30 protein-coding genes are annotated in these 15898 nt (G+C 50.9%); all 30 read left to right on the top strand.

Going from position 1 to position 15898, the window contains the following annotated elements; translation table 11 throughout:
- The first annotated feature begins 82 nt into the window (after positions 1–82).
- On the top strand, positions 83–1270 hold the full coding sequence (gene tuf, locus GT3570_RS00580; RefSeq protein ID WP_011229619.1) for an elongation factor Tu: 1188 nt from the start codon (positions 83–85) through the stop codon (positions 1268–1270).
- Positions 1271–1566: 296 nt separating this feature from the next.
- Complete coding sequence (rpsJ, locus tag GT3570_RS00585; protein WP_008881945.1) at positions 1567–1875, top strand: 30S ribosomal protein S10; 309 nt, start codon at positions 1567–1569, stop codon at positions 1873–1875.
- Between the two features lie 20 nt (positions 1876–1895).
- Positions 1896–2537: a 50S ribosomal protein L3 gene (rplC, locus tag GT3570_RS00590; protein ID WP_011229620.1), complete on the top strand. Its 642-nt coding sequence runs from the start codon at positions 1896–1898 to the stop codon at positions 2535–2537.
- 29 nt (positions 2538–2566) lie between these two features.
- Complete coding sequence (gene rplD, locus GT3570_RS00595) at positions 2567–3190, top strand: 50S ribosomal protein L4 (RefSeq protein WP_011229621.1); 624 nt, start codon at positions 2567–2569, stop codon at positions 3188–3190.
- Entirely contained in the window at positions 3190–3477 is a 288-nt protein-coding gene (gene rplW, locus GT3570_RS00600; RefSeq protein ID WP_011229622.1) for a 50S ribosomal protein L23, read from the top strand. The genes rplD and rplW overlap by 1 nt, the downstream gene beginning before the upstream one ends.
- A 27-nt stretch (positions 3478–3504) precedes the next feature.
- Positions 3505–4335, top strand: a complete 831-nt coding sequence (gene rplB / locus GT3570_RS00605; protein ID WP_011229623.1) for a 50S ribosomal protein L2 — start codon at positions 3505–3507, stop codon at positions 4333–4335.
- A 33-nt stretch (positions 4336–4368) separates the two neighbouring features.
- Positions 4369–4647, top strand: coding sequence for a 30S ribosomal protein S19 (gene rpsS / locus GT3570_RS00610; protein ID WP_011229624.1), 279 nt, complete (start codon positions 4369–4371; stop codon positions 4645–4647).
- An 18-nt stretch (positions 4648–4665) separates the two neighbouring features.
- A complete protein-coding gene (gene rplV / locus GT3570_RS00615) occupies positions 4666–5007 on the top strand; it encodes a 50S ribosomal protein L22 (RefSeq protein ID WP_011229625.1) in 342 nt (113 codons plus the stop codon).
- A 3-nt stretch (positions 5008–5010) separates the two neighbouring features.
- Entirely contained in the window at positions 5011–5667 is a 657-nt protein-coding gene (gene rpsC / locus GT3570_RS00620) for a 30S ribosomal protein S3 (protein WP_011229626.1), read from the top strand.
- A 2-nt stretch (positions 5668–5669) separates the two neighbouring features.
- Positions 5670–6095: a 50S ribosomal protein L16 gene (gene rplP / locus GT3570_RS00625; protein WP_011229627.1), complete on the top strand. Its 426-nt coding sequence runs from the start codon at positions 5670–5672 to the stop codon at positions 6093–6095.
- Entirely contained in the window at positions 6095–6295 is a 201-nt protein-coding gene (rpmC, locus tag GT3570_RS00630) for a 50S ribosomal protein L29 (protein WP_011229628.1), read from the top strand. Before rplP ends, rpmC begins: the two co-directional genes overlap by 1 nt.
- 24 nt (positions 6296–6319) lie before the next feature.
- Positions 6320–6583: a 30S ribosomal protein S17 gene (gene rpsQ / locus GT3570_RS00635; protein ID WP_011229629.1), complete on the top strand. Its 264-nt coding sequence runs from the start codon at positions 6320–6322 to the stop codon at positions 6581–6583.
- A 49-nt stretch (positions 6584–6632) separates the two neighbouring features.
- Positions 6633–7001: a 50S ribosomal protein L14 gene (gene rplN / locus GT3570_RS00640; protein WP_011229630.1), complete on the top strand. Its 369-nt coding sequence runs from the start codon at positions 6633–6635 to the stop codon at positions 6999–7001.
- A 36-nt stretch (positions 7002–7037) separates the two neighbouring features.
- Entirely contained in the window at positions 7038–7349 is a 312-nt protein-coding gene (gene rplX, locus GT3570_RS00645) for a 50S ribosomal protein L24 (protein WP_011229631.1), read from the top strand.
- Positions 7350–7376: 27 nt separating this feature from the next.
- Complete coding sequence (gene rplE / locus GT3570_RS00650) at positions 7377–7916, top strand: 50S ribosomal protein L5 (protein WP_011229632.1); 540 nt, start codon at positions 7377–7379, stop codon at positions 7914–7916.
- A 29-nt stretch (positions 7917–7945) separates the two neighbouring features.
- Positions 7946–8131 (top strand): type Z 30S ribosomal protein S14, encoded by a 186-nt coding sequence (locus GT3570_RS00655; protein WP_003247599.1) that lies wholly within the window; start codon positions 7946–7948, stop codon positions 8129–8131.
- Positions 8132–8164: 33 nt separating this feature from the next.
- Positions 8165–8563: a 30S ribosomal protein S8 gene (gene rpsH, locus GT3570_RS00660; protein WP_012820490.1), complete on the top strand. Its 399-nt coding sequence runs from the start codon at positions 8165–8167 to the stop codon at positions 8561–8563.
- A 32-nt stretch (positions 8564–8595) separates the two neighbouring features.
- Entirely contained in the window at positions 8596–9132 is a 537-nt protein-coding gene (gene rplF / locus GT3570_RS00665; protein ID WP_011229634.1) for a 50S ribosomal protein L6, read from the top strand.
- A 33-nt stretch (positions 9133–9165) separates the two neighbouring features.
- Positions 9166–9528 carry a 50S ribosomal protein L18 gene (rplR, locus tag GT3570_RS00670; RefSeq protein WP_011229635.1) on the top strand — a complete coding sequence of 121 codons (363 nt, stop codon included), beginning with the start codon at positions 9166–9168 and terminating at the stop codon, positions 9526–9528.
- A gap of 19 nt (positions 9529–9547) precedes the next feature.
- Entirely contained in the window at positions 9548–10048 is a 501-nt protein-coding gene (gene rpsE / locus GT3570_RS00675) for a 30S ribosomal protein S5 (protein ID WP_011229636.1), read from the top strand.
- 13 nt (positions 10049–10061) lie between these two features.
- A complete protein-coding gene (rpmD, locus tag GT3570_RS00680) occupies positions 10062–10250 on the top strand; it encodes a 50S ribosomal protein L30 (protein WP_062898298.1) in 189 nt (62 codons plus the stop codon).
- Between the two features lie 24 nt (positions 10251–10274).
- Complete coding sequence (gene rplO / locus GT3570_RS00685) at positions 10275–10715, top strand: 50S ribosomal protein L15 (protein WP_011229638.1); 441 nt, start codon at positions 10275–10277, stop codon at positions 10713–10715.
- Positions 10715–12007, top strand: a complete 1293-nt coding sequence (secY, locus tag GT3570_RS00690; RefSeq protein ID WP_062898299.1) for a preprotein translocase subunit SecY — start codon at positions 10715–10717, stop codon at positions 12005–12007. The genes rplO and secY overlap by 1 nt, the downstream gene beginning before the upstream one ends.
- Positions 12008–12050: 43 nt before the next feature.
- Positions 12051–12704, top strand: a complete 654-nt coding sequence (locus tag GT3570_RS00695) for an adenylate kinase (protein WP_013143983.1) — start codon at positions 12051–12053, stop codon at positions 12702–12704.
- Complete coding sequence (gene map, locus GT3570_RS00700; RefSeq protein WP_062898300.1) at positions 12701–13468, top strand: type I methionyl aminopeptidase; 768 nt, start codon at positions 12701–12703, stop codon at positions 13466–13468. Before GT3570_RS00695 ends, map begins: the two co-directional genes overlap by 4 nt.
- Before the next feature lie 95 nt (positions 13469–13563).
- Complete coding sequence (gene infA, locus GT3570_RS00705) at positions 13564–13782, top strand: translation initiation factor IF-1 (RefSeq protein ID WP_011229642.1); 219 nt, start codon at positions 13564–13566, stop codon at positions 13780–13782.
- A gap of 36 nt (positions 13783–13818) precedes the next feature.
- Entirely contained in the window at positions 13819–13932 is a 114-nt protein-coding gene (rpmJ, locus tag GT3570_RS00710) for a 50S ribosomal protein L36 (RefSeq protein WP_011229643.1), read from the top strand.
- A gap of 20 nt (positions 13933–13952) precedes the next feature.
- Positions 13953–14318, top strand: a complete 366-nt coding sequence (gene rpsM / locus GT3570_RS00715; protein WP_008881920.1) for a 30S ribosomal protein S13 — start codon at positions 13953–13955, stop codon at positions 14316–14318.
- Positions 14319–14343: 25 nt separating this feature from the next.
- Positions 14344–14733: a 30S ribosomal protein S11 gene (gene rpsK / locus GT3570_RS00720; RefSeq protein WP_011229644.1), complete on the top strand. Its 390-nt coding sequence runs from the start codon at positions 14344–14346 to the stop codon at positions 14731–14733.
- Between the two features lie 150 nt (positions 14734–14883).
- Positions 14884–15828 carry a DNA-directed RNA polymerase subunit alpha gene (locus GT3570_RS00725; protein WP_011229645.1) on the top strand — a complete coding sequence of 315 codons (945 nt, stop codon included), beginning with the start codon at positions 14884–14886 and terminating at the stop codon, positions 15826–15828.
- The last annotated feature ends 70 nt before the right edge of the window (positions 15829–15898 follow it).

A 15898-nucleotide genomic window follows, 5' to 3' on the forward strand; every position in this document is an offset into this window, starting at 1 on the left:
CTTGGGAACATTTTGTTCCCAAGCATCCTATACTTACCCAACCATATAAATTCATATCTTACTTTTAAGGAGGATATCTCTCATGGCTAAAGCGAAATTTGAGCGCACGAAACCGCACGTCAACATTGGCACGATCGGCCACGTTGACCACGGGAAAACGACGTTGACAGCTGCGATCACGACGGTTTTGGCGAAACAAGGGAAAGCCGAAGCAAAAGCGTACGACCAAATCGACGCTGCTCCGGAAGAGCGTGAACGCGGGATTACGATTTCGACGGCGCACGTCGAGTATGAAACAGATGCTCGCCACTATGCGCACGTTGACTGCCCGGGCCACGCTGACTACGTCAAAAACATGATCACGGGCGCGGCGCAAATGGACGGCGCGATCCTTGTTGTCTCGGCGGCTGACGGTCCGATGCCGCAAACGCGCGAACACATTCTTCTCTCCCGCCAAGTCGGTGTTCCGTACATCGTTGTATTCTTGAACAAATGCGACATGGTGGACGACGAAGAATTGCTTGAACTTGTTGAAATGGAAGTTCGCGATCTTCTCTCTGAATACGACTTCCCAGGCGATGAAGTGCCGGTCATCAAAGGTTCGGCATTAAAAGCGCTTGAAGGCGACCCGCAATGGGAAGAAAAAATCATTGAACTGATGAATGCGGTTGACGAATACATCCCGACGCCGCAACGTGAAGTGGACAAACCGTTCATGATGCCAATCGAGGACGTCTTCTCGATCACGGGCCGCGGTACGGTTGCAACAGGCCGTGTTGAACGCGGTACGTTGAAAGTTGGCGACCCGGTTGAAATCATCGGTTTGTCGGATGAGCCGAAAACGACGACCGTTACGGGTGTAGAAATGTTCCGCAAACTTCTCGATCAAGCGGAAGCTGGCGACAACATCGGTGCGCTTCTCCGCGGCGTATCTCGTGATGAAGTCGAGCGCGGCCAAGTATTGGCGAAACCTGGTTCGATCACGCCGCACACGAAATTCAAAGCGCAAGTATACGTCCTGACGAAAGAAGAAGGCGGACGCCATACTCCGTTCTTCTCGAACTACCGTCCGCAATTCTACTTCCGTACGACGGACGTAACGGGCATTATCACGCTTCCGGAAGGCGTCGAAATGGTTATGCCTGGCGACAACGTTGAAATGACGGTGGAACTGATCGCCCCGATCGCGATCGAAGAAGGTACGAAATTCTCGATCCGCGAAGGCGGCCGTACGGTCGGCGCTGGCTCTGTATCGGAAATCATCGAGTAATCACGGCAAAAAAGGGTGTCCAGCAATGGACATCCTTTTTTTGATGCCATCTTGACCGTCAGATTGGCGGCTGTGTTGAAAACGGGATGGCAGCTATGTATAATAGAAGAAGTGTGGGAAAAGCAAAGAAATCACTTGCAATCTTGCTTACATACCAGTATAATATCAAATGTTGGTCTTTGACTGCGATGAAGCGGAAGGTTGCTGACACACCCGGCCGCTTTGCCACGGCGGTGTGCAGGAAATTTCCGTGGAGAAGTCTATTTTCAAAATAGGCGAAGAAGGAGGGAAACCAAATGGCAAAAGAAAAAATTCGCATTCGTTTAAAAGCTTACGATCATCGAATTTTAGACCAATCGGCGGAGAAAATTGTGGAAACCGCAAAACGTTCCGGGGCAAAAGTGTCGGGGCCGATCCCGCTGCCGACGGAAAGAACGGTGTATACGATCTTGCGCGCCGTTCATAAGTACAAAGACTCCCGTGAACAATTCGAAATGCGGACGCATAAACGTTTGATCGACATCATCAACCCGACTCCGCAAACGGTTGATTCGTTAATGCGTCTCGATTTGCCGTCGGGCGTTGATATTGAAATTAAACTTTGATCGACTGGGAGGTGTGACACATGACGAAAGGAATCTTAGGAAGAAAGATCGGTATGACGCAAATATTTGCGGAAAATGGCGATTTGATTCCGGTAACCGTCATCCATGCGACGCCGAACGTCGTCCTGCAAAAGAAAACGATCGAAAACGACGGTTACGAAGCGATCCAATTAGGTTTTGAAGATATTAGCGAAAAACGCGCCAATAAACCGCAAATTGGCCATGCTGCCAAAGCTAACACGGCACCTAAGCGCTTCATTCGTGAAATCCGCGGCGCCAACATCGATGAATATGAAGTTGGCCAAGAAGTGAAAGTTGACATTTTCAGCGAAGGCGAAATTGTCGATGTCACGGGCATTTCGAAAGGGAAAGGTTTCCAAGGGGCGATCAAACGCCACGGTCAATCACGCGGACCAATGGCTCACGGTTCCCGTTATCATCGCCGTCCGGGTTCGATGGGGTCCATCGCGCCAAACCGCGTTTTCAAAACGAAAAACTTGCCGGGCCGCATGGGCGGTGAGCGCGTGACGATCCAAAACTTGAAAATCGTGAAAGTGGATCCGGAGCGCAACTTGCTGCTCATTAAAGGCAATGTGCCGGGTCCGAGAAAAGGCTTAGTCATCGTCAAAAGCGCCGTGAAAGCGGCGAAGAAGGCGAAATAACATCCGGCCAAGAAAGGAGGAACTACGTAATGCCAAAAGTAGCATTATACAACCAAAACGGTCAGACGGTCGGCGAAATCGAGTTGAACGACGCCGTTTTTGGGATTGAACCGAATAAGCATGTGTTGTTTGAAGCAGTGATTATGCAACGCGCCTCGATGCGTCAAGGAACGCATAAAACGAAAAACCGCGCTGAAGTGAGCGGCGGCGGCCGCAAGCCATGGCGCCAAAAAGGGACAGGACGCGCCCGTCAAGGTTCGATTCGCGCTCCGCAATGGCGCGGCGGCGGTACGGTCTTTGGTCCAGTTCCGCGCAGCTACAGCTACAAACTTCCGAAAAAAGTTCGCCGTTTAGCGATCAAATCGGCATTGTCTTCGAAAGTGCTCGAAAACGACATCGTTGTATTGGATCAATTGTCGCTTGAAGCACCGAAGACGAAGGAAATGGTCAAAATTTTAAACAATCTCTCAGTGGATCGGAAAGCACTCATTGTGACCGACGAGCTGAATGAGAATGTATATCTGTCGGCGCGCAACATTCCAGGCGTCAAAGTGGTGGCAGCCAACGGCATCAATGTGCTCGATGTGCTCAACCATGACAAACTCGTCATTACGAAGGCGGCCGTGGAGAAAGTAGAGGAGGTGCTTGCATAATGAAAGACCCCCGCGACATTATTAAGCGCCCCATCATCACGGAAAATACAATGAATTTGATCGGGCAAAAAAAATATACGTTTGAGGTCGACGTCAAAGCGAACAAGACGGAAGTGAAAGACGCCGTCGAGAAAATTTTTGGCGTTAAAGTAGCCAAAGTGAACATCATGAACTATAAAGGGAAATTTAAACGCGTCGGCCGCTACAGCGGCTATACGAACCGCCGCCGCAAAGCGATCGTCACGCTGACGCCGGACAGCAAAGAGATCGAACTGTTTGAAGTGTAACATAAACGATGAAGGAGGGACATTCCGATGGCGATCAAGAAGTACAAACCGACATCGAACGGCCGTCGCGGCATGACGGTGCTTGATTTCTCGGAAATTACGACGGATCAGCCGGAAAAATCGCTGCTTGCTCCGTTAAAGAAAAAGGCGGGCCGCAACAATCAAGGGAAAATTACGGTGCGCCATCAAGGCGGCGGCCATAAACGCCAATATCGGATTATCGACTTTAAACGCGACAAAGACGGAATTCCAGGACGCGTTGCTACGATTGAATACGATCCGAACCGTTCTGCCAATATCGCGCTCATCAACTATGCAGACGGTGAAAAACGCTACATTATCGCGCCGAAAAACTTGAAAGTCGGCATGGAAATCATGTCCGGTCCGGATGCGGACATTAAAATCGGCAATGCGCTTCCGCTTGAGAACATCCCAGTCGGTACGCTCGTCCACAATATTGAGCTGAAACCGGGCCGCGGCGGACAATTGGTGCGTGCAGCTGGTACGTCGGCGCAAGTGCTCGGGAAAGAAGGAAAATACGTCATCGTTCGTTTGGCTTCCGGCGAAGTGCGCATGATTTTAGGCAAATGCCGTGCAACGGTTGGTGAAGTCGGCAACGAGCAACACGAACTTGTCAACATCGGGAAAGCAGGACGCGCCCGCTGGTTGGGGATTCGCCCGACAGTTCGCGGTTCGGTTATGAACCCGGTTGACCATCCGCACGGTGGTGGTGAAGGGAAAGCGCCAATCGGACGCAAATCGCCGATGACGCCATGGGGCAAACCGACGCTTGGATACAAAACACGCAAAAAGAAAAACAAATCGGATAAATTCATCATCCGTCGCCGCAAGAAATAATGAACGAGCGCAATTCAGAAGGGAGGTTCACTTATGGGTCGCAGCTTGAAAAAAGGTCCGTTTTGCGATGAGCATTTGATGAAAAAAATCGAAAAACTGAATGCAACAGGGCAAAAACAAGTGATCAAAACGTGGTCTCGCCGTTCGACGATCTTCCCGCAGTTTGTTGGGCATACGATCGCGGTGTACGATGGCCGCAAACATGTTCCGGTCTACATCACGGAAGACATGGTCGGGCACAAACTCGGCGAATTTGCGCCGACGCGCACGTTCCGCGGCCATGCTGGCGATGACAAGAAAACGAAACGGTAATGAGAGGAGGTTCTAGATATGCAAGCCAAAGCTGTTGCAAGAACCGTTCGCATCGCTCCTCGTAAAGCGCGCTTAGTCATTGACTTGATTCGCGGGAAAGAAGTGGGCGAAGCGTTCGCTATTTTGCGCCATACACCAAAAGCAGCTTCCCCGATCATTGAGAAAGTGTTGAAATCAGCAGTCGCCAACGCTGAACACAACTATGACATGGACGTCAACAACTTGGTCATTACTCAAGCGTATGTCGACGAAGGCCCGACGCTGAAACGGTTCCGTCCGCGCGCCATGGGACGGGCAAGCGCCATTAACAAACGCACAAGCCATATTACGATCGTCGTTTCAGAAAAGAAGGAGGGATAATCCGTGGGTCAAAAGGTCAACCCGATCGGTCTGCGCATCGGCATCATTCGTGACTGGGAATCGAGATGGTATGCGGAAAAAGACTATGCAGATCTGTTGCACGAAGACTTGAAAATCCGTGAATACATTAGCAAACGCCTGCAAGACGCGGCCGTCTCCCGCGTGGAGATTGAACGGGCAGCCAACCGCGTCAACGTAACGATCCATACCGCCAAACCGGGCATGGTCATCGGGAAAGGCGGTTCGGAAGTGGAAGCGCTCCGCAAAGCGCTCGCGCAATTGACCGGTAAACGCGTCCATATCAACATTGTAGAAATCAAAAAACCGGACTTGGATGCACGTCTTGTTGCTGAAAATATCGCTCGTCAGCTTGAAAACCGCGTATCGTTCCGCCGGGCGCAAAAACAAGCGATCCAACGTGCGATGCGCGCTGGGGCGAAAGGGATCAAAACGATGGTATCCGGCCGTTTGGGCGGGGCTGACATCGCTCGTTCGGAGCATTACAGCGAAGGGACGGTTCCACTCCATACGCTGCGCGCTGACATTGACTATGGAACAGCAGAAGCCGATACGACGTACGGAAAAATCGGCGTGAAAGTATGGATTTATCGTGGAGAAGTCCTTCCGACCAAGAAAAAAGCTGAGGAAGGAGGAAAATAATCATGTTAATGCCAAAACGCGTCAAATATCGCCGTGAACATCGCGGACGGATGAAAGGCCGGGCGAAAGGCGGCACGGAAGTTCATTTCGGTGAATTTGGGTTGCAAGCATTAGAATCAGCTTGGATTACGAACCGGCAAATCGAAGCAGCCCGTCGGGCGATGACCCGTTACATGAGACGGGGCGGGAAGGTATGGATCCGCATTTTCCCATCCAAACCGTATACGGCAAAACCGCTTGAAGTGCGGATGGGTTCTGGTAAAGGGGCGCCGGAAGGCTGGGTCGCCGTTGTCAAACCAGGCAAAGTGATGTTTGAAGTGGGCGGTGTTTCTGAGGAAGTGGCACGTGAAGCATTGCGTCTCGCTTCTCACAAACTTCCGATCAAATGCAAATTTGTAAAACGTGAAGAAACTGGTGGTGAAGCGTAATGAAAGCGAAAGAAATCCGTGAGTTGACCACTGCCGAGATCGAACAAAAAATTAAAGCGTTGAAGGAAGAATTGTTCAACCTTCGCTTCCAACTGGCCACAGGTCAATTGGAAAACACGGCGCGCATCCGCCAAGTGCGCAAAGACATCGCCCGCATGAAAACGATTATTCGCGAACGTGAGCTCGCTGCCAATAAATAATGTGTTTGAGAGGAGGTTTGTGGAATGAGCCAACGCAATCAACGCAAAGTGTACGTCGGGCGGGTTGTATCGGACAAAATGGACAAAACGATCACCGTGTTGGTCGAAACGTACAAAAAACATCCGCTGTACGGCAAACGCGTGAAATATTCGAAAAAATATAAGGCGCATGATGAACATAACATCGCTAAAGTCGGCGATATCGTGAAAATTATGGAAACTCGCCCGCTGTCGGCCACAAAACGCTTCCGCTTAGTGGAAGTCATCGAAAAAGCGGTTGTTCTGTAATCGTTCTTCACTTAGTTCGGAGAGATAATTCCGAAAGGAGGTTTCGTCGATGATTCAACAAGAATCTCGCTTGAAAGTAGCTGATAACTCTGGTGCACGCGAAGTGCTTGTCATTAAAGTGCTCGGAGGCTCGGGTCGCCGCTATGCGAACATCGGCGACGTCGTTGTGGCGACGGTCAAAGATGCGACACCAGGTGGCGTTGTTAAAAAAGGTCAAGTCGTGAAAGCAGTTGTTGTTCGTACGAAACGCGGGGTGCGCCGTCCGGACGGCTCGTACATCCGCTTTGACGAAAACGCCTGCGTCATCATCCGTGATGACAAAAGCCCGCGCGGCACGCGGATTTTCGGACCGGTTGCCCGTGAATTGCGCGATAAAGACTTCATGAAAATCATTTCTTTAGCTCCGGAAGTTATTTAATGGAACGGAACAGCGTTTCAAGGAGGTGCGAATGCGATGCATGTAAAAAAAGGCGATAAAGTGCAAGTAATCTCCGGCAAAGACAAAGGCAAGCAAGGCGTCATTCTAGCGGCGTTTCCGAAGAAAAACCGCGTCATCGTCGAGGGCGTCAATATTGTGAAAAAGCATGCGAAACCGTCGCAAGCGAACCCGCAAGGCGGCATCATTGAGAAGGAAGCGCCGATCCACGTTTCGAAAGTCATGCCGCTCGACCCGAAAACGGGTGAACCGACGCGCATCGGCTATAAAATTGTCGATGGCAAAAAAGTGCGCTATGCGAAAAAATCCGGCGAGATTTTGGATAAATAACCGTGACGCAGGAAGGGAGGTACTTTTATGAACCGCCTGAAAGAGAAGTATTTAAACGAAGTCGTACCTGCTCTCATGAGCAAGTTCAACTATAAATCGATCATGCAAGTGCCAAAAATCGAAAAAATCGTCATCAACATGGGTGTCGGCGATGCGGTGCAAAACCCGAAAGCATTAGACAGCGCCGTTGAAGAGCTGACGCTGATCGCCGGTCAGCGTCCGGTGGTAACGCGTGCGAAAAAATCGATCGCCGGCTTCCGTCTTCGCCAAGGGATGCCGATCGGTGCGAAAGTGACGCTGCGCGGCGAACGGATGTATGAGTTTCTCGATAAGTTGATTTCGGTCTCGCTTCCGCGCGTGCGCGACTTCCGCGGCGTATCGAAAAAGTCGTTTGACGGCCGCGGCAACTATACGCTCGGCATTAAAGAACAGCTCATTTTCCCTGAGATTGACTACGATAAAGTGAACAAAGTGCGCGGCATGGACATCGTGATCGTCACAACGGCCAACACGGATGAAGAAGCTCGTGAACTGCTGGCGTTGCTCGGCATGCCATTCCAAAAATAATGATCCCATAACGCAAGGGAGGCGAAATCGTGGCTAAAAAATCGATGATCGCGAAACAAAAACGGACGCCGAAGTTTAAAGTGAGAGCGTACACCCGTTGCGAGCGCTGCGGCCGCCCGCACTCGGTCTATCGAAAATTCAAATTGTGCCGTATTTGTTTCCGTGAGCTCGCATACAAAGGTCAACTTCCAGGCATCAAAAAAGCCAGCTGGTAATCAACCCATTGATTGGGAAGGAGGTAAAACATAATGGTGATGACAGATCCAATTGCTGATATGCTGACTCGCATCCGCAATGCGAATATGGTGCGTCACGAAAAGCTCGAAGTCCCGGCTTCGAAAATCAAGCGGGAAATCGCGGAAATTTTAAAGCGCGAAGGGTTTATTCGTGATTATGAATATATCGAAGACAACAAACAAGGCATTCTCCGCATCTTCTTGAAATACGGTCCGAACAACGAACGTGTCATTACCGGGCTGAAACGCATCAGCAAACCGGGGTTGCGCGTTTACGTCAAAGCCCATGAAGTGCCGCGCGTCCTGAACGGCTTAGGGATCGCGATTCTTTCGACATCGCAGGGCATCTTAACAGACAAAGAAGCACGGCAAAAAGGCACGGGCGGCGAAGTAATCGCCTACGTTTGGTAATCTATCTGCTCAAGAATGGAGGTGTTTTTGACATGTCACGTGTCGGCAAAAAACCAATTGAAATTCCTGCCGGTGTCACCGTTACGGTCAACGGCAACACGGTTACGGTCAAAGGGCCGAAAGGGGAGCTGACCCGCACGTTCCATCCAGATATGACGATCACGGTTGAGGGCAATGTCATCACGGTTACGCGTCCAAGCGATGAAAAACATCATCGCGCGCTCCATGGCACGACGCGCAGCTTGCTTGCCAACATGGTCGAAGGCGTTTCGAAAGGTTATGAAAAAGCGCTCGAACTCGTTGGTGTCGGGTACCGGGCGTCGAAACAAGGGAAAAAGCTTGTATTGAGCGTCGGTTATTCTCATCCGGTAGAAATTGAGCCGGAAGAAGGGCTTGAAATTGAAGTGCCATCCCAAACGAAAATCATCGTCAAAGGGGCAGACAAACAGCGCGTCGGCGAACTGGCCGCCAACATTCGCGCGGTTCGTCCGCCAGAGCCGTATAAAGGCAAAGGCATCCGCTACGAAGGTGAGCTTGTGCGCCTGAAAGAAGGCAAAACTGGTAAATAACGCGGCATAGCGAAGCGAAAGGAGTGACATTCGATGATCACGAAAGTGGACCGAAACGCGGTTCGGAAGAAAAGACACGCGCGCATCCGCAAAAAAATCTTCGGCACGGCTGAACGTCCGCGGTTGAGCGTGTTCCGTTCAAATAAACATATTTACGCGCAAATTATCGATGATACAAAATCGTCAACGATCGTCAGCGCCTCGACGTTGGACAAAGAGTTTGGCTTAGATTCGACGAACAACATTGAGGCAGCGAAAAAAGTCGGCGAACTTGTCGCCAAACGTGCATTGGAAAAAGGCATTAAAAAAGTCGTGTTCGACCGTGGCGGGTATTTATATCACGGACGGGTAAAAGCATTGGCAGACGCCGCCCGCGAAGCCGGCTTGGAATTCTAATTACAAAGGAGGGACAACGATGCGTCGTATCGATCCAAACAAACTTGAATTGGAAGAGCGTGTAGTCGCGGTCAACCGTGTAGCAAAAGTCGTAAAAGGCGGACGTCGCCTGCGCTTTTCAGCTCTCGTCGTCGTCGGCGATAAAAACGGCCATGTCGGATTTGGCACCGGAAAAGCACAAGAGGTTCCAGAAGCGATCCGCAAAGCGATTGAAGATGCGAAGAAAAACTTAATTGAAGTGCCGATCGTCGGCACAACGATTCCGCATGAAGTCATCGGCCATTTCGGTGCCGGGGAAATCATTTTGAAACCCGCTTCCGAAGGTACCGGGGTCATCGCTGGGGGTCCGGCGCGTGCTGTATTAGAGCTGGCGGGCATCAGCGACATCTTGTCGAAATCGATCGGTTCAAACACGCCAATCAACATGGTGCGCGCAACGTTTGATGGACTGAAACAATTAAAACGCGCCGAAGACGTAGCGAGATTGCGCGGCAAAACAGTCGAGGAACTGTTAGGATAAGGAGGGAACGATCATGGCAAAAAAACTGGCGATTACCCTCACGCGCAGCGTGATTGGCCGTCCGGAAAACCAACGCGTTACCGTCAGAACGCTCGGCCTGCGAAAAATGCACCAAACGGTCGTCCACAATGACAATCCTGCAATCCGCGGGATGATCAACAAAGTGGCCCACCTTGTCAAAGTCAAAGAAATTGAAGAATAATGAATCATAAGGAGGTGCTTTGCCATGAAACTTCATGAATTGCAACCAGCGCCGGGATCTCGAAAGAAAGCTGTGCGCGTCGGCCGCGGGATCGGTTCGGGCAACGGCAAAACGTCCGGCCGCGGTCAAAAAGGTCAAAATGCCCGCTCGGGTGGAGGAGTTCGTCTTGGGTTTGAAGGCGGTCAAACTCCGCTGTTCCGCCGTTTGCCGAAACGAGGATTTACGAACATCAATCGGAAAGAGTATGCTGTTGTGAATCTGGAAAAACTGAATCGTTTTGAAGACGGAACGGAAGTGACGCCGGAATTGCTTCTTGAGACGGGCGTCATCAGCAAGTTGAAATCGGGCGTGAAAATTTTGGGCAAAGGCCAAATCGAGAAAAAGCTGACGGTCAAAGCGCATAAGTTCTCGGCATCGGCGAAAGAGGCCATTGAGGCGGCTGGCGGTAAAACTGAGGTGATTTAATGTTTCGGACAATCTCCAACTTTATGCGCGTCAGTGATATTCGAAACAAAATTATTTTCACTCTTCTTATGTTGATCGTGTTCCGCATTGGAACGTTCATCCCGGTTCCAGGCGTGAACGCGGATGTGTTAAAACTGCAAGATGAATTGAATGCATTCGGCGTCCTGAACATTTTCGGCGGCGGGGCGCTGCGAAACTTTTCGATTTTTGCCATGGGAGTTATGCCCTATATCACGGCATCGATTATCGTCCAGCTGCTGCAAATGGACGTCGTTCCGAAATTTACAGAATGGTCGAAGCAAGGCGAGGTTGGCCGGCGTAAATTAGCTCAGTTTACCCGCTATTTCACGGTCGTGCTCGGGTTTATCCAAGCGCTTGGCATGTCGTACGGCTTCAACAATTTAGCCGGCGGGATGCTCATTCGAAATCCGGGCATCGGCACGTATTTGCTGATCGCCGTTGTCTTGACCGCCGGCACCGCATTTTTAATGTGGCTCGGCGAACAGATCACCGCGAAAGGCGTGGGCAATGGCATTTCGATCATTATTTTCGCCGGGATTGTCTCAGGCATTCCGACGGTCTTGAACCAAATTTACGCCCAACAGTTTGAAAATGTCGGGGAAGATGTGTTTTTGCGCATCGTCCGGCTCCTGCTTGTGGCGTTGGCGGTCGTTGCCGTCATCGTTGGTGTCATTTACATCCAGCAGGCGTTCCGGAAAATTCCGATTCAATACGCGAAGCGGCTTGAGGGCCGAAGCCCGGTGGGCGGCCACTCGACTCATTTGCCGCTCAAAGTGAACCCAGCGGGAGTCATTCCGGTCATTTTCGCTGTATCGTTTTTGATTGCACCACCGACCATTGCATCGTTTTTTGGCACGAATGATGTAACATTGTGGATTCGCCGAACGTTTGATTATACGCACCCGGTTGGGATGATCATTTACGTCGTGCTCATCATCGCGTTTACGTACTTTTATGCGTTTGTTCAAGTCAATCCGGAGCAGATGGCGGACAACTTGAAAAAACAAGGCGGCTACATCCCAGGTATTCGCCCTGGGAAAAACACACAAGAGTACGTGACGAGAATTTTATACCGGCTGACGCTGGTCGGATCAATCTTTTTGGCGGTTGTCGCTGTGCTGCCGGTGTTCTTTGTGAACTTTGCCAACTTGCCGTCTTCCGCACGAATCGGCGGTACGAGCTTGCTTATTGTCGTCGGCGTGGCGCTTGAGACGATGAAACAGCTTGAGAGCCAGCTGGTGAAACGCCATTACCGTGGATTCATCAAATAAAGAAGGCAAGAACGGACGTCCCTTGCCGATAGGGGGAGTTAGGATGAATTTAGTGCTGATGGGGCTGCCGGGTGCCGGCAAAGGCACGCAGGCCGGGAAAATTGTCGAGGCTTACGGAATTCCGCATATTTCAACGGGAGATATGTTTCGAGCGGCGATCAAAGAAGGGACGCCGTTAGGGTTGCAGGCAAAGCAGTATATGGACCGCGGCGATCTTGTGCCGGATGAGGTGACGATCGGCATCGTCCGCGAACGGCTGAGCAAAGAGGATTGCCAAAATGGTTTTTTGCTCGATGGATTCCCGCGCACGGTCGCCCAAGCAGAAGCGCTTGAAACGTTGCTTTCGGAAATCGGGCGCAAGCTTGACTATGTCATCCATATCGACGTTCGCCAAGAGGTCTTAATGGAGCGCCTGACCGGCAGACGTATTTGCCGCAACTGCGGAGCAACGTACCATCTCGTTTTTCATCCGCCGGCGAAACCGGGCGTATGCGATAAATGCGGTGGCGATCTGTACCAGCGCCCCGATGATAATGAAGCAACGGTGGCCAATCGGCTTGAGGTGAATATGAAACAAATGAAGCCGCTCCTCGATTTTTACGAGCAAAAAGGCTATTTGCGCCACATTAACGGCGAACAGGAAATGGAAAAGGTGTTTGCTGATATTTGTGAAGTGCTCGGGGGACTTGCTCGATGATTCGTTGCAAAACCGCGCAGGAAATTGCTTTGATGCGCGAGGCGGGAAAAATCGTTTCCCTTACATTGAAAGAATTGCAAAAGCACATTCGTCCCGGGATCACAACAAAGGAACTGGACGCCATCGCGGAGGAAGTGATTCGTTCCCATGGCGCCATTCCGTCGTTTAAAGGGTATCAAGGGTTTCCAGGGAGCATTTGCGCCTCGGTGAATGAAGAGCTTGTGCACGGGATTCCCAGCAGCCGCGCATTGCGGGAAGGCGATATTATTACGATCGATGTCGGCGCGCAGTATGAAGGCTATCACGCCGACTCGGCCTGGACGTATCCGGTCGGGGAGATCGACGCCGAGACGAAACGGTTGCTTGACGTGACAGAGCAATCGCTGTACGTCGGGCTCGCCGAGGCAAAACCGGGTGCTCGTTTAACGAACATCTCCCATGCGATTCAAACGTATGTCGAAGCGCATCACTTTTCCGTTGTTCGCGAGTATGTCGGGCATGGAATTGGTCAACACTTACATGAAGACCCACAAATCCTACATTATGGGCCGCCGAACAAAGGCCCGATTTTGCGGCCAGGGATGGCGCTGTGCATCGAACCGATGGTCAATGCCGGCAGCCGTTACGTGAAAACGTTGGCCGACGATTGGACCGTCGTCACGGCCGATGGAAAACGGTGCGCCCATTTCGAACATACGATTGTCATTACAGAAGATGGCTGCGAAATTTTAACACATTGTGGAAATGAGTCTCCCACTTCATAAGTGGGAAGGGGTAAACGTCTTCTCGATCATCATGGATATCACGTTCGGTTTTGCGTAACACAATGTTACTCATTCGAAGGAGGGAGAGCCGCTCGATGGCGAAAGATGATGTAATTGAAGTGGAAGGCACCGTCATCGAAACATTGCCAAATGCGATGTTTCGTGTAGAATTAGAAAATGGGCACACGGTGTTGGCTCATGTATCCGGCAAGATCCGCATGCATTTCATTCGCATTTTGCCTGGCGACCGGGTGACGGTGGAGCTGTCGCCGTATGATTTGACGCGTGGACGGATCACGTATCGATATAAATAAAGGAATGCACTCCGTTCAATTAGGGAGGTAAACAACATGAAAGTAAGACCATCTGTCAAACCGATTTGCGAAAAGTGCAAAGTTATTCGCAGACGCGGCAAAGTTATGATCATTTGTGAAAATCCGAAGCATAAACAACGCCAAGGGTAATTTTCAAGGAGGTGTATCATATGGCACGCATTGCAGGTGTCGATATTCCGCGTGATAAACGGGTAGTCATTTCGTTAACATACATTTATGGGATCGGCAAACCGACAGCACAAAAAATCTTAAAAGAAGCCGGCGTATCGGAAGACACACGCGTTCGCGACTTAACGGAAGAAGAGCTTGGCCGCATTCGTGAAATCGTCGGCCGCTTAAAAGTGGAAGGCGATTTGCGGCGTGAAGTATCGTTAAATATTAAACGGTTGATGGAGATCGGCTGCTATCGTGGTCTTCGCCATCGCCGCGGATTGCCGGTTCGCGGCCAAAACACGAAAAACAATGCCCGCACGCGCAAAGGTCCGCGCCGCACGGTAGCGAACAAGAAAAAATAATCACGCAAAGGAGGTCATTTGACGAATGGCACGCAGAACAAACACTCGTAAACGCCGGGTAAGAAAAAATATTGATACAGGCATCGCCCATATCCGTTCAACGTTCAACAACACGATCGTGACGATTACGGATGTTCATGGCAACGCCATTGCTTGGGCGAGCGCTGGTTCGCTGGGGTTCAAAGGTTCGCGCAAATCAACGCCGTTTGCGGCGCAAATGGCGGCTGAAGCAGCAGCGAAAGCGTCGATGGAGCATGGCATGAAAACGGTCGAAGTGAACGTCAAAGGTCCGGGGGCTGGCCGCGAGGCAGCGATCCGTGCATTGCAAGCAGCCGGGTTGGAAATTACGGCGATCAAAGACGTCACTCCAATCCCGCACAATGGATGCCGTCCGCCAAAACGTCGCCGTGTGTAACGCCCCTGTATAGAATTTGCACCATTGTCAATAATGGGATATGATAAAGACCATGGCAGGCAAGCGTAAAGAGAGATTCATGGGGGAATGTTGTTAGGCGTGTACCGTTTGATCGGGGTCTCGACGTTTTGAAGGAGGGTATAATAATCGATGATTGAAATTGAAAAGCCGAAAATTGAAACGGTCGAACTGAGCGAAGATGCCAAATATGGCAAATTCGTCGTCGAACCGCTTGAGCGTGGATATGGTACAACCTTAGGGAACTCCTTGCGTCGTATCCTATTGTCTTCACTCCCTGGTGCAGCTGTAACATCGGTGCAAATCGACGGCGTCTTGCATGAGTTTTCAACGATTGACGGCGTCGTTGAAGATGTGACAGCCATCATTTTGAATATCAAAAAACTAGCGTTGAAAATTTATTCAGACGAAGAGAAAACGTTGGAGATTGATGTGCAGGGTGAAGGAGTTGTCACGGCTGCCGATATCACTCACGACAGCGATGTAGAAATTTTAAACCCGGACCTTCATATCGCGACGCTGGCGGAAGGCGGCCGCCTGCGCATGCGCATGACTGCCAAGCGGGGGCGCGGATATGTTCCTGCTGAGGCGAATAAGCGCGAAGACCAGCCCATCGGCGTCATTCCGATCGATTCCATTTATACGCCGGTCTCCCGAGTTTCCTATCAAGTCGAGAATACAAGGGTCGGCCAAGTGACGGACTATGACAAGCTGACCATTGATGTGTGGACGGATGGAAGCATTGGGCCGAAAGAGGCCATTTCCCTTGGAGCGAAAATTTTAACGGAGCACTTGAACATTTTTGTCGGCTTGACGGATGAGGCGCAAAATGCGGAGATCATGGTCGAGAAAGAGGACGATCAAAAAGAAAAAGTGCTCGAAATGACGATCGAGGAACTCGATCTTTCGGTTCGTTCCTACAATTGCTTGAAGCGGGCCGGCATCAACACTGTTCAAGAACTGACGCAAAAAACGGAAGAAGATATGATGAAAGTGCGCAACCTCGGCCGCAAGTCGCTTGAGGAAGTAAAAGCGAAACTGGCTGAGCTTGGCCTCAGCCTGCGCAAAGACGACTAAGTGCCGGCCTCCGCCGGCAAGCCGGAAACACACTTTCACCATATTGCTTTGATGATGGCCACCATGAGGA

Origin of the sequence: Geobacillus thermoleovorans (assembly GCF_001610955.1) — a bacterium.
Taxonomy (GTDB): Bacteria; Bacillota; Bacilli; order Bacillales; family Anoxybacillaceae; genus Geobacillus; species Geobacillus thermoleovorans.

Coding starts and splice junctions, on each gene's coding strand:
- infA (WP_011229642.1), top strand. CDS start 13,564: ATGGCGAAAGATGATGTAATTGAAGTGGAAGGCACCGTCATCGAAACA.
- GT3570_RS00725 (WP_011229645.1), top strand. CDS start 14,884: ATGATTGAAATTGAAAAGCCGAAAATTGAAACGGTCGAACTGAGCGAA.
- rpsE (WP_011229636.1), top strand. CDS start 9,548: ATGCGTCGTATCGATCCAAACAAACTTGAATTGGAAGAGCGTGTAGTC.
- rpsK (WP_011229644.1), top strand. CDS start 14,344: ATGGCACGCAGAACAAACACTCGTAAACGCCGGGTAAGAAAAAATATT.
- rplD (WP_011229621.1), top strand. CDS start 2,567: ATGCCAAAAGTAGCATTATACAACCAAAACGGTCAGACGGTCGGCGAA.
- rpsS (WP_011229624.1), top strand. CDS start 4,369: ATGGGTCGCAGCTTGAAAAAAGGTCCGTTTTGCGATGAGCATTTGATG.
- rpmJ (WP_011229643.1), top strand. CDS start 13,819: ATGAAAGTAAGACCATCTGTCAAACCGATTTGCGAAAAGTGCAAAGTT.
- rplE (WP_011229632.1), top strand. CDS start 7,377: ATGAACCGCCTGAAAGAGAAGTATTTAAACGAAGTCGTACCTGCTCTC.
- secY (WP_062898299.1), top strand. CDS start 10,715: ATGTTTCGGACAATCTCCAACTTTATGCGCGTCAGTGATATTCGAAAC.
- rpmD (WP_062898298.1), top strand. CDS start 10,062: ATGGCAAAAAAACTGGCGATTACCCTCACGCGCAGCGTGATTGGCCGT.
- rplR (WP_011229635.1), top strand. CDS start 9,166: ATGATCACGAAAGTGGACCGAAACGCGGTTCGGAAGAAAAGACACGCG.
- rpmC (WP_011229628.1), top strand. CDS start 6,095: ATGAAAGCGAAAGAAATCCGTGAGTTGACCACTGCCGAGATCGAACAA.
- rplC (WP_011229620.1), top strand. CDS start 1,896: ATGACGAAAGGAATCTTAGGAAGAAAGATCGGTATGACGCAAATATTT.
- map (WP_062898300.1), top strand. CDS start 12,701: ATGATTCGTTGCAAAACCGCGCAGGAAATTGCTTTGATGCGCGAGGCG.
- rplX (WP_011229631.1), top strand. CDS start 7,038: ATGCATGTAAAAAAAGGCGATAAAGTGCAAGTAATCTCCGGCAAAGAC.
- rplN (WP_011229630.1), top strand. CDS start 6,633: ATGATTCAACAAGAATCTCGCTTGAAAGTAGCTGATAACTCTGGTGCA.
- rplF (WP_011229634.1), top strand. CDS start 8,596: ATGTCACGTGTCGGCAAAAAACCAATTGAAATTCCTGCCGGTGTCACC.
- rplW (WP_011229622.1), top strand. CDS start 3,190: ATGAAAGACCCCCGCGACATTATTAAGCGCCCCATCATCACGGAAAAT.
- tuf (WP_011229619.1), top strand. CDS start 83: ATGGCTAAAGCGAAATTTGAGCGCACGAAACCGCACGTCAACATTGGC.
- rpsM (WP_008881920.1), top strand. CDS start 13,953: ATGGCACGCATTGCAGGTGTCGATATTCCGCGTGATAAACGGGTAGTC.
- rplV (WP_011229625.1), top strand. CDS start 4,666: ATGCAAGCCAAAGCTGTTGCAAGAACCGTTCGCATCGCTCCTCGTAAA.
- rplP (WP_011229627.1), top strand. CDS start 5,670: ATGTTAATGCCAAAACGCGTCAAATATCGCCGTGAACATCGCGGACGG.
- rplB (WP_011229623.1), top strand. CDS start 3,505: ATGGCGATCAAGAAGTACAAACCGACATCGAACGGCCGTCGCGGCATG.
- rpsH (WP_012820490.1), top strand. CDS start 8,165: ATGGTGATGACAGATCCAATTGCTGATATGCTGACTCGCATCCGCAAT.
- rplO (WP_011229638.1), top strand. CDS start 10,275: ATGAAACTTCATGAATTGCAACCAGCGCCGGGATCTCGAAAGAAAGCT.
- GT3570_RS00695 (WP_013143983.1), top strand. CDS start 12,051: ATGAATTTAGTGCTGATGGGGCTGCCGGGTGCCGGCAAAGGCACGCAG.
- rpsJ (WP_008881945.1), top strand. CDS start 1,567: ATGGCAAAAGAAAAAATTCGCATTCGTTTAAAAGCTTACGATCATCGA.
- rpsQ (WP_011229629.1), top strand. CDS start 6,320: ATGAGCCAACGCAATCAACGCAAAGTGTACGTCGGGCGGGTTGTATCG.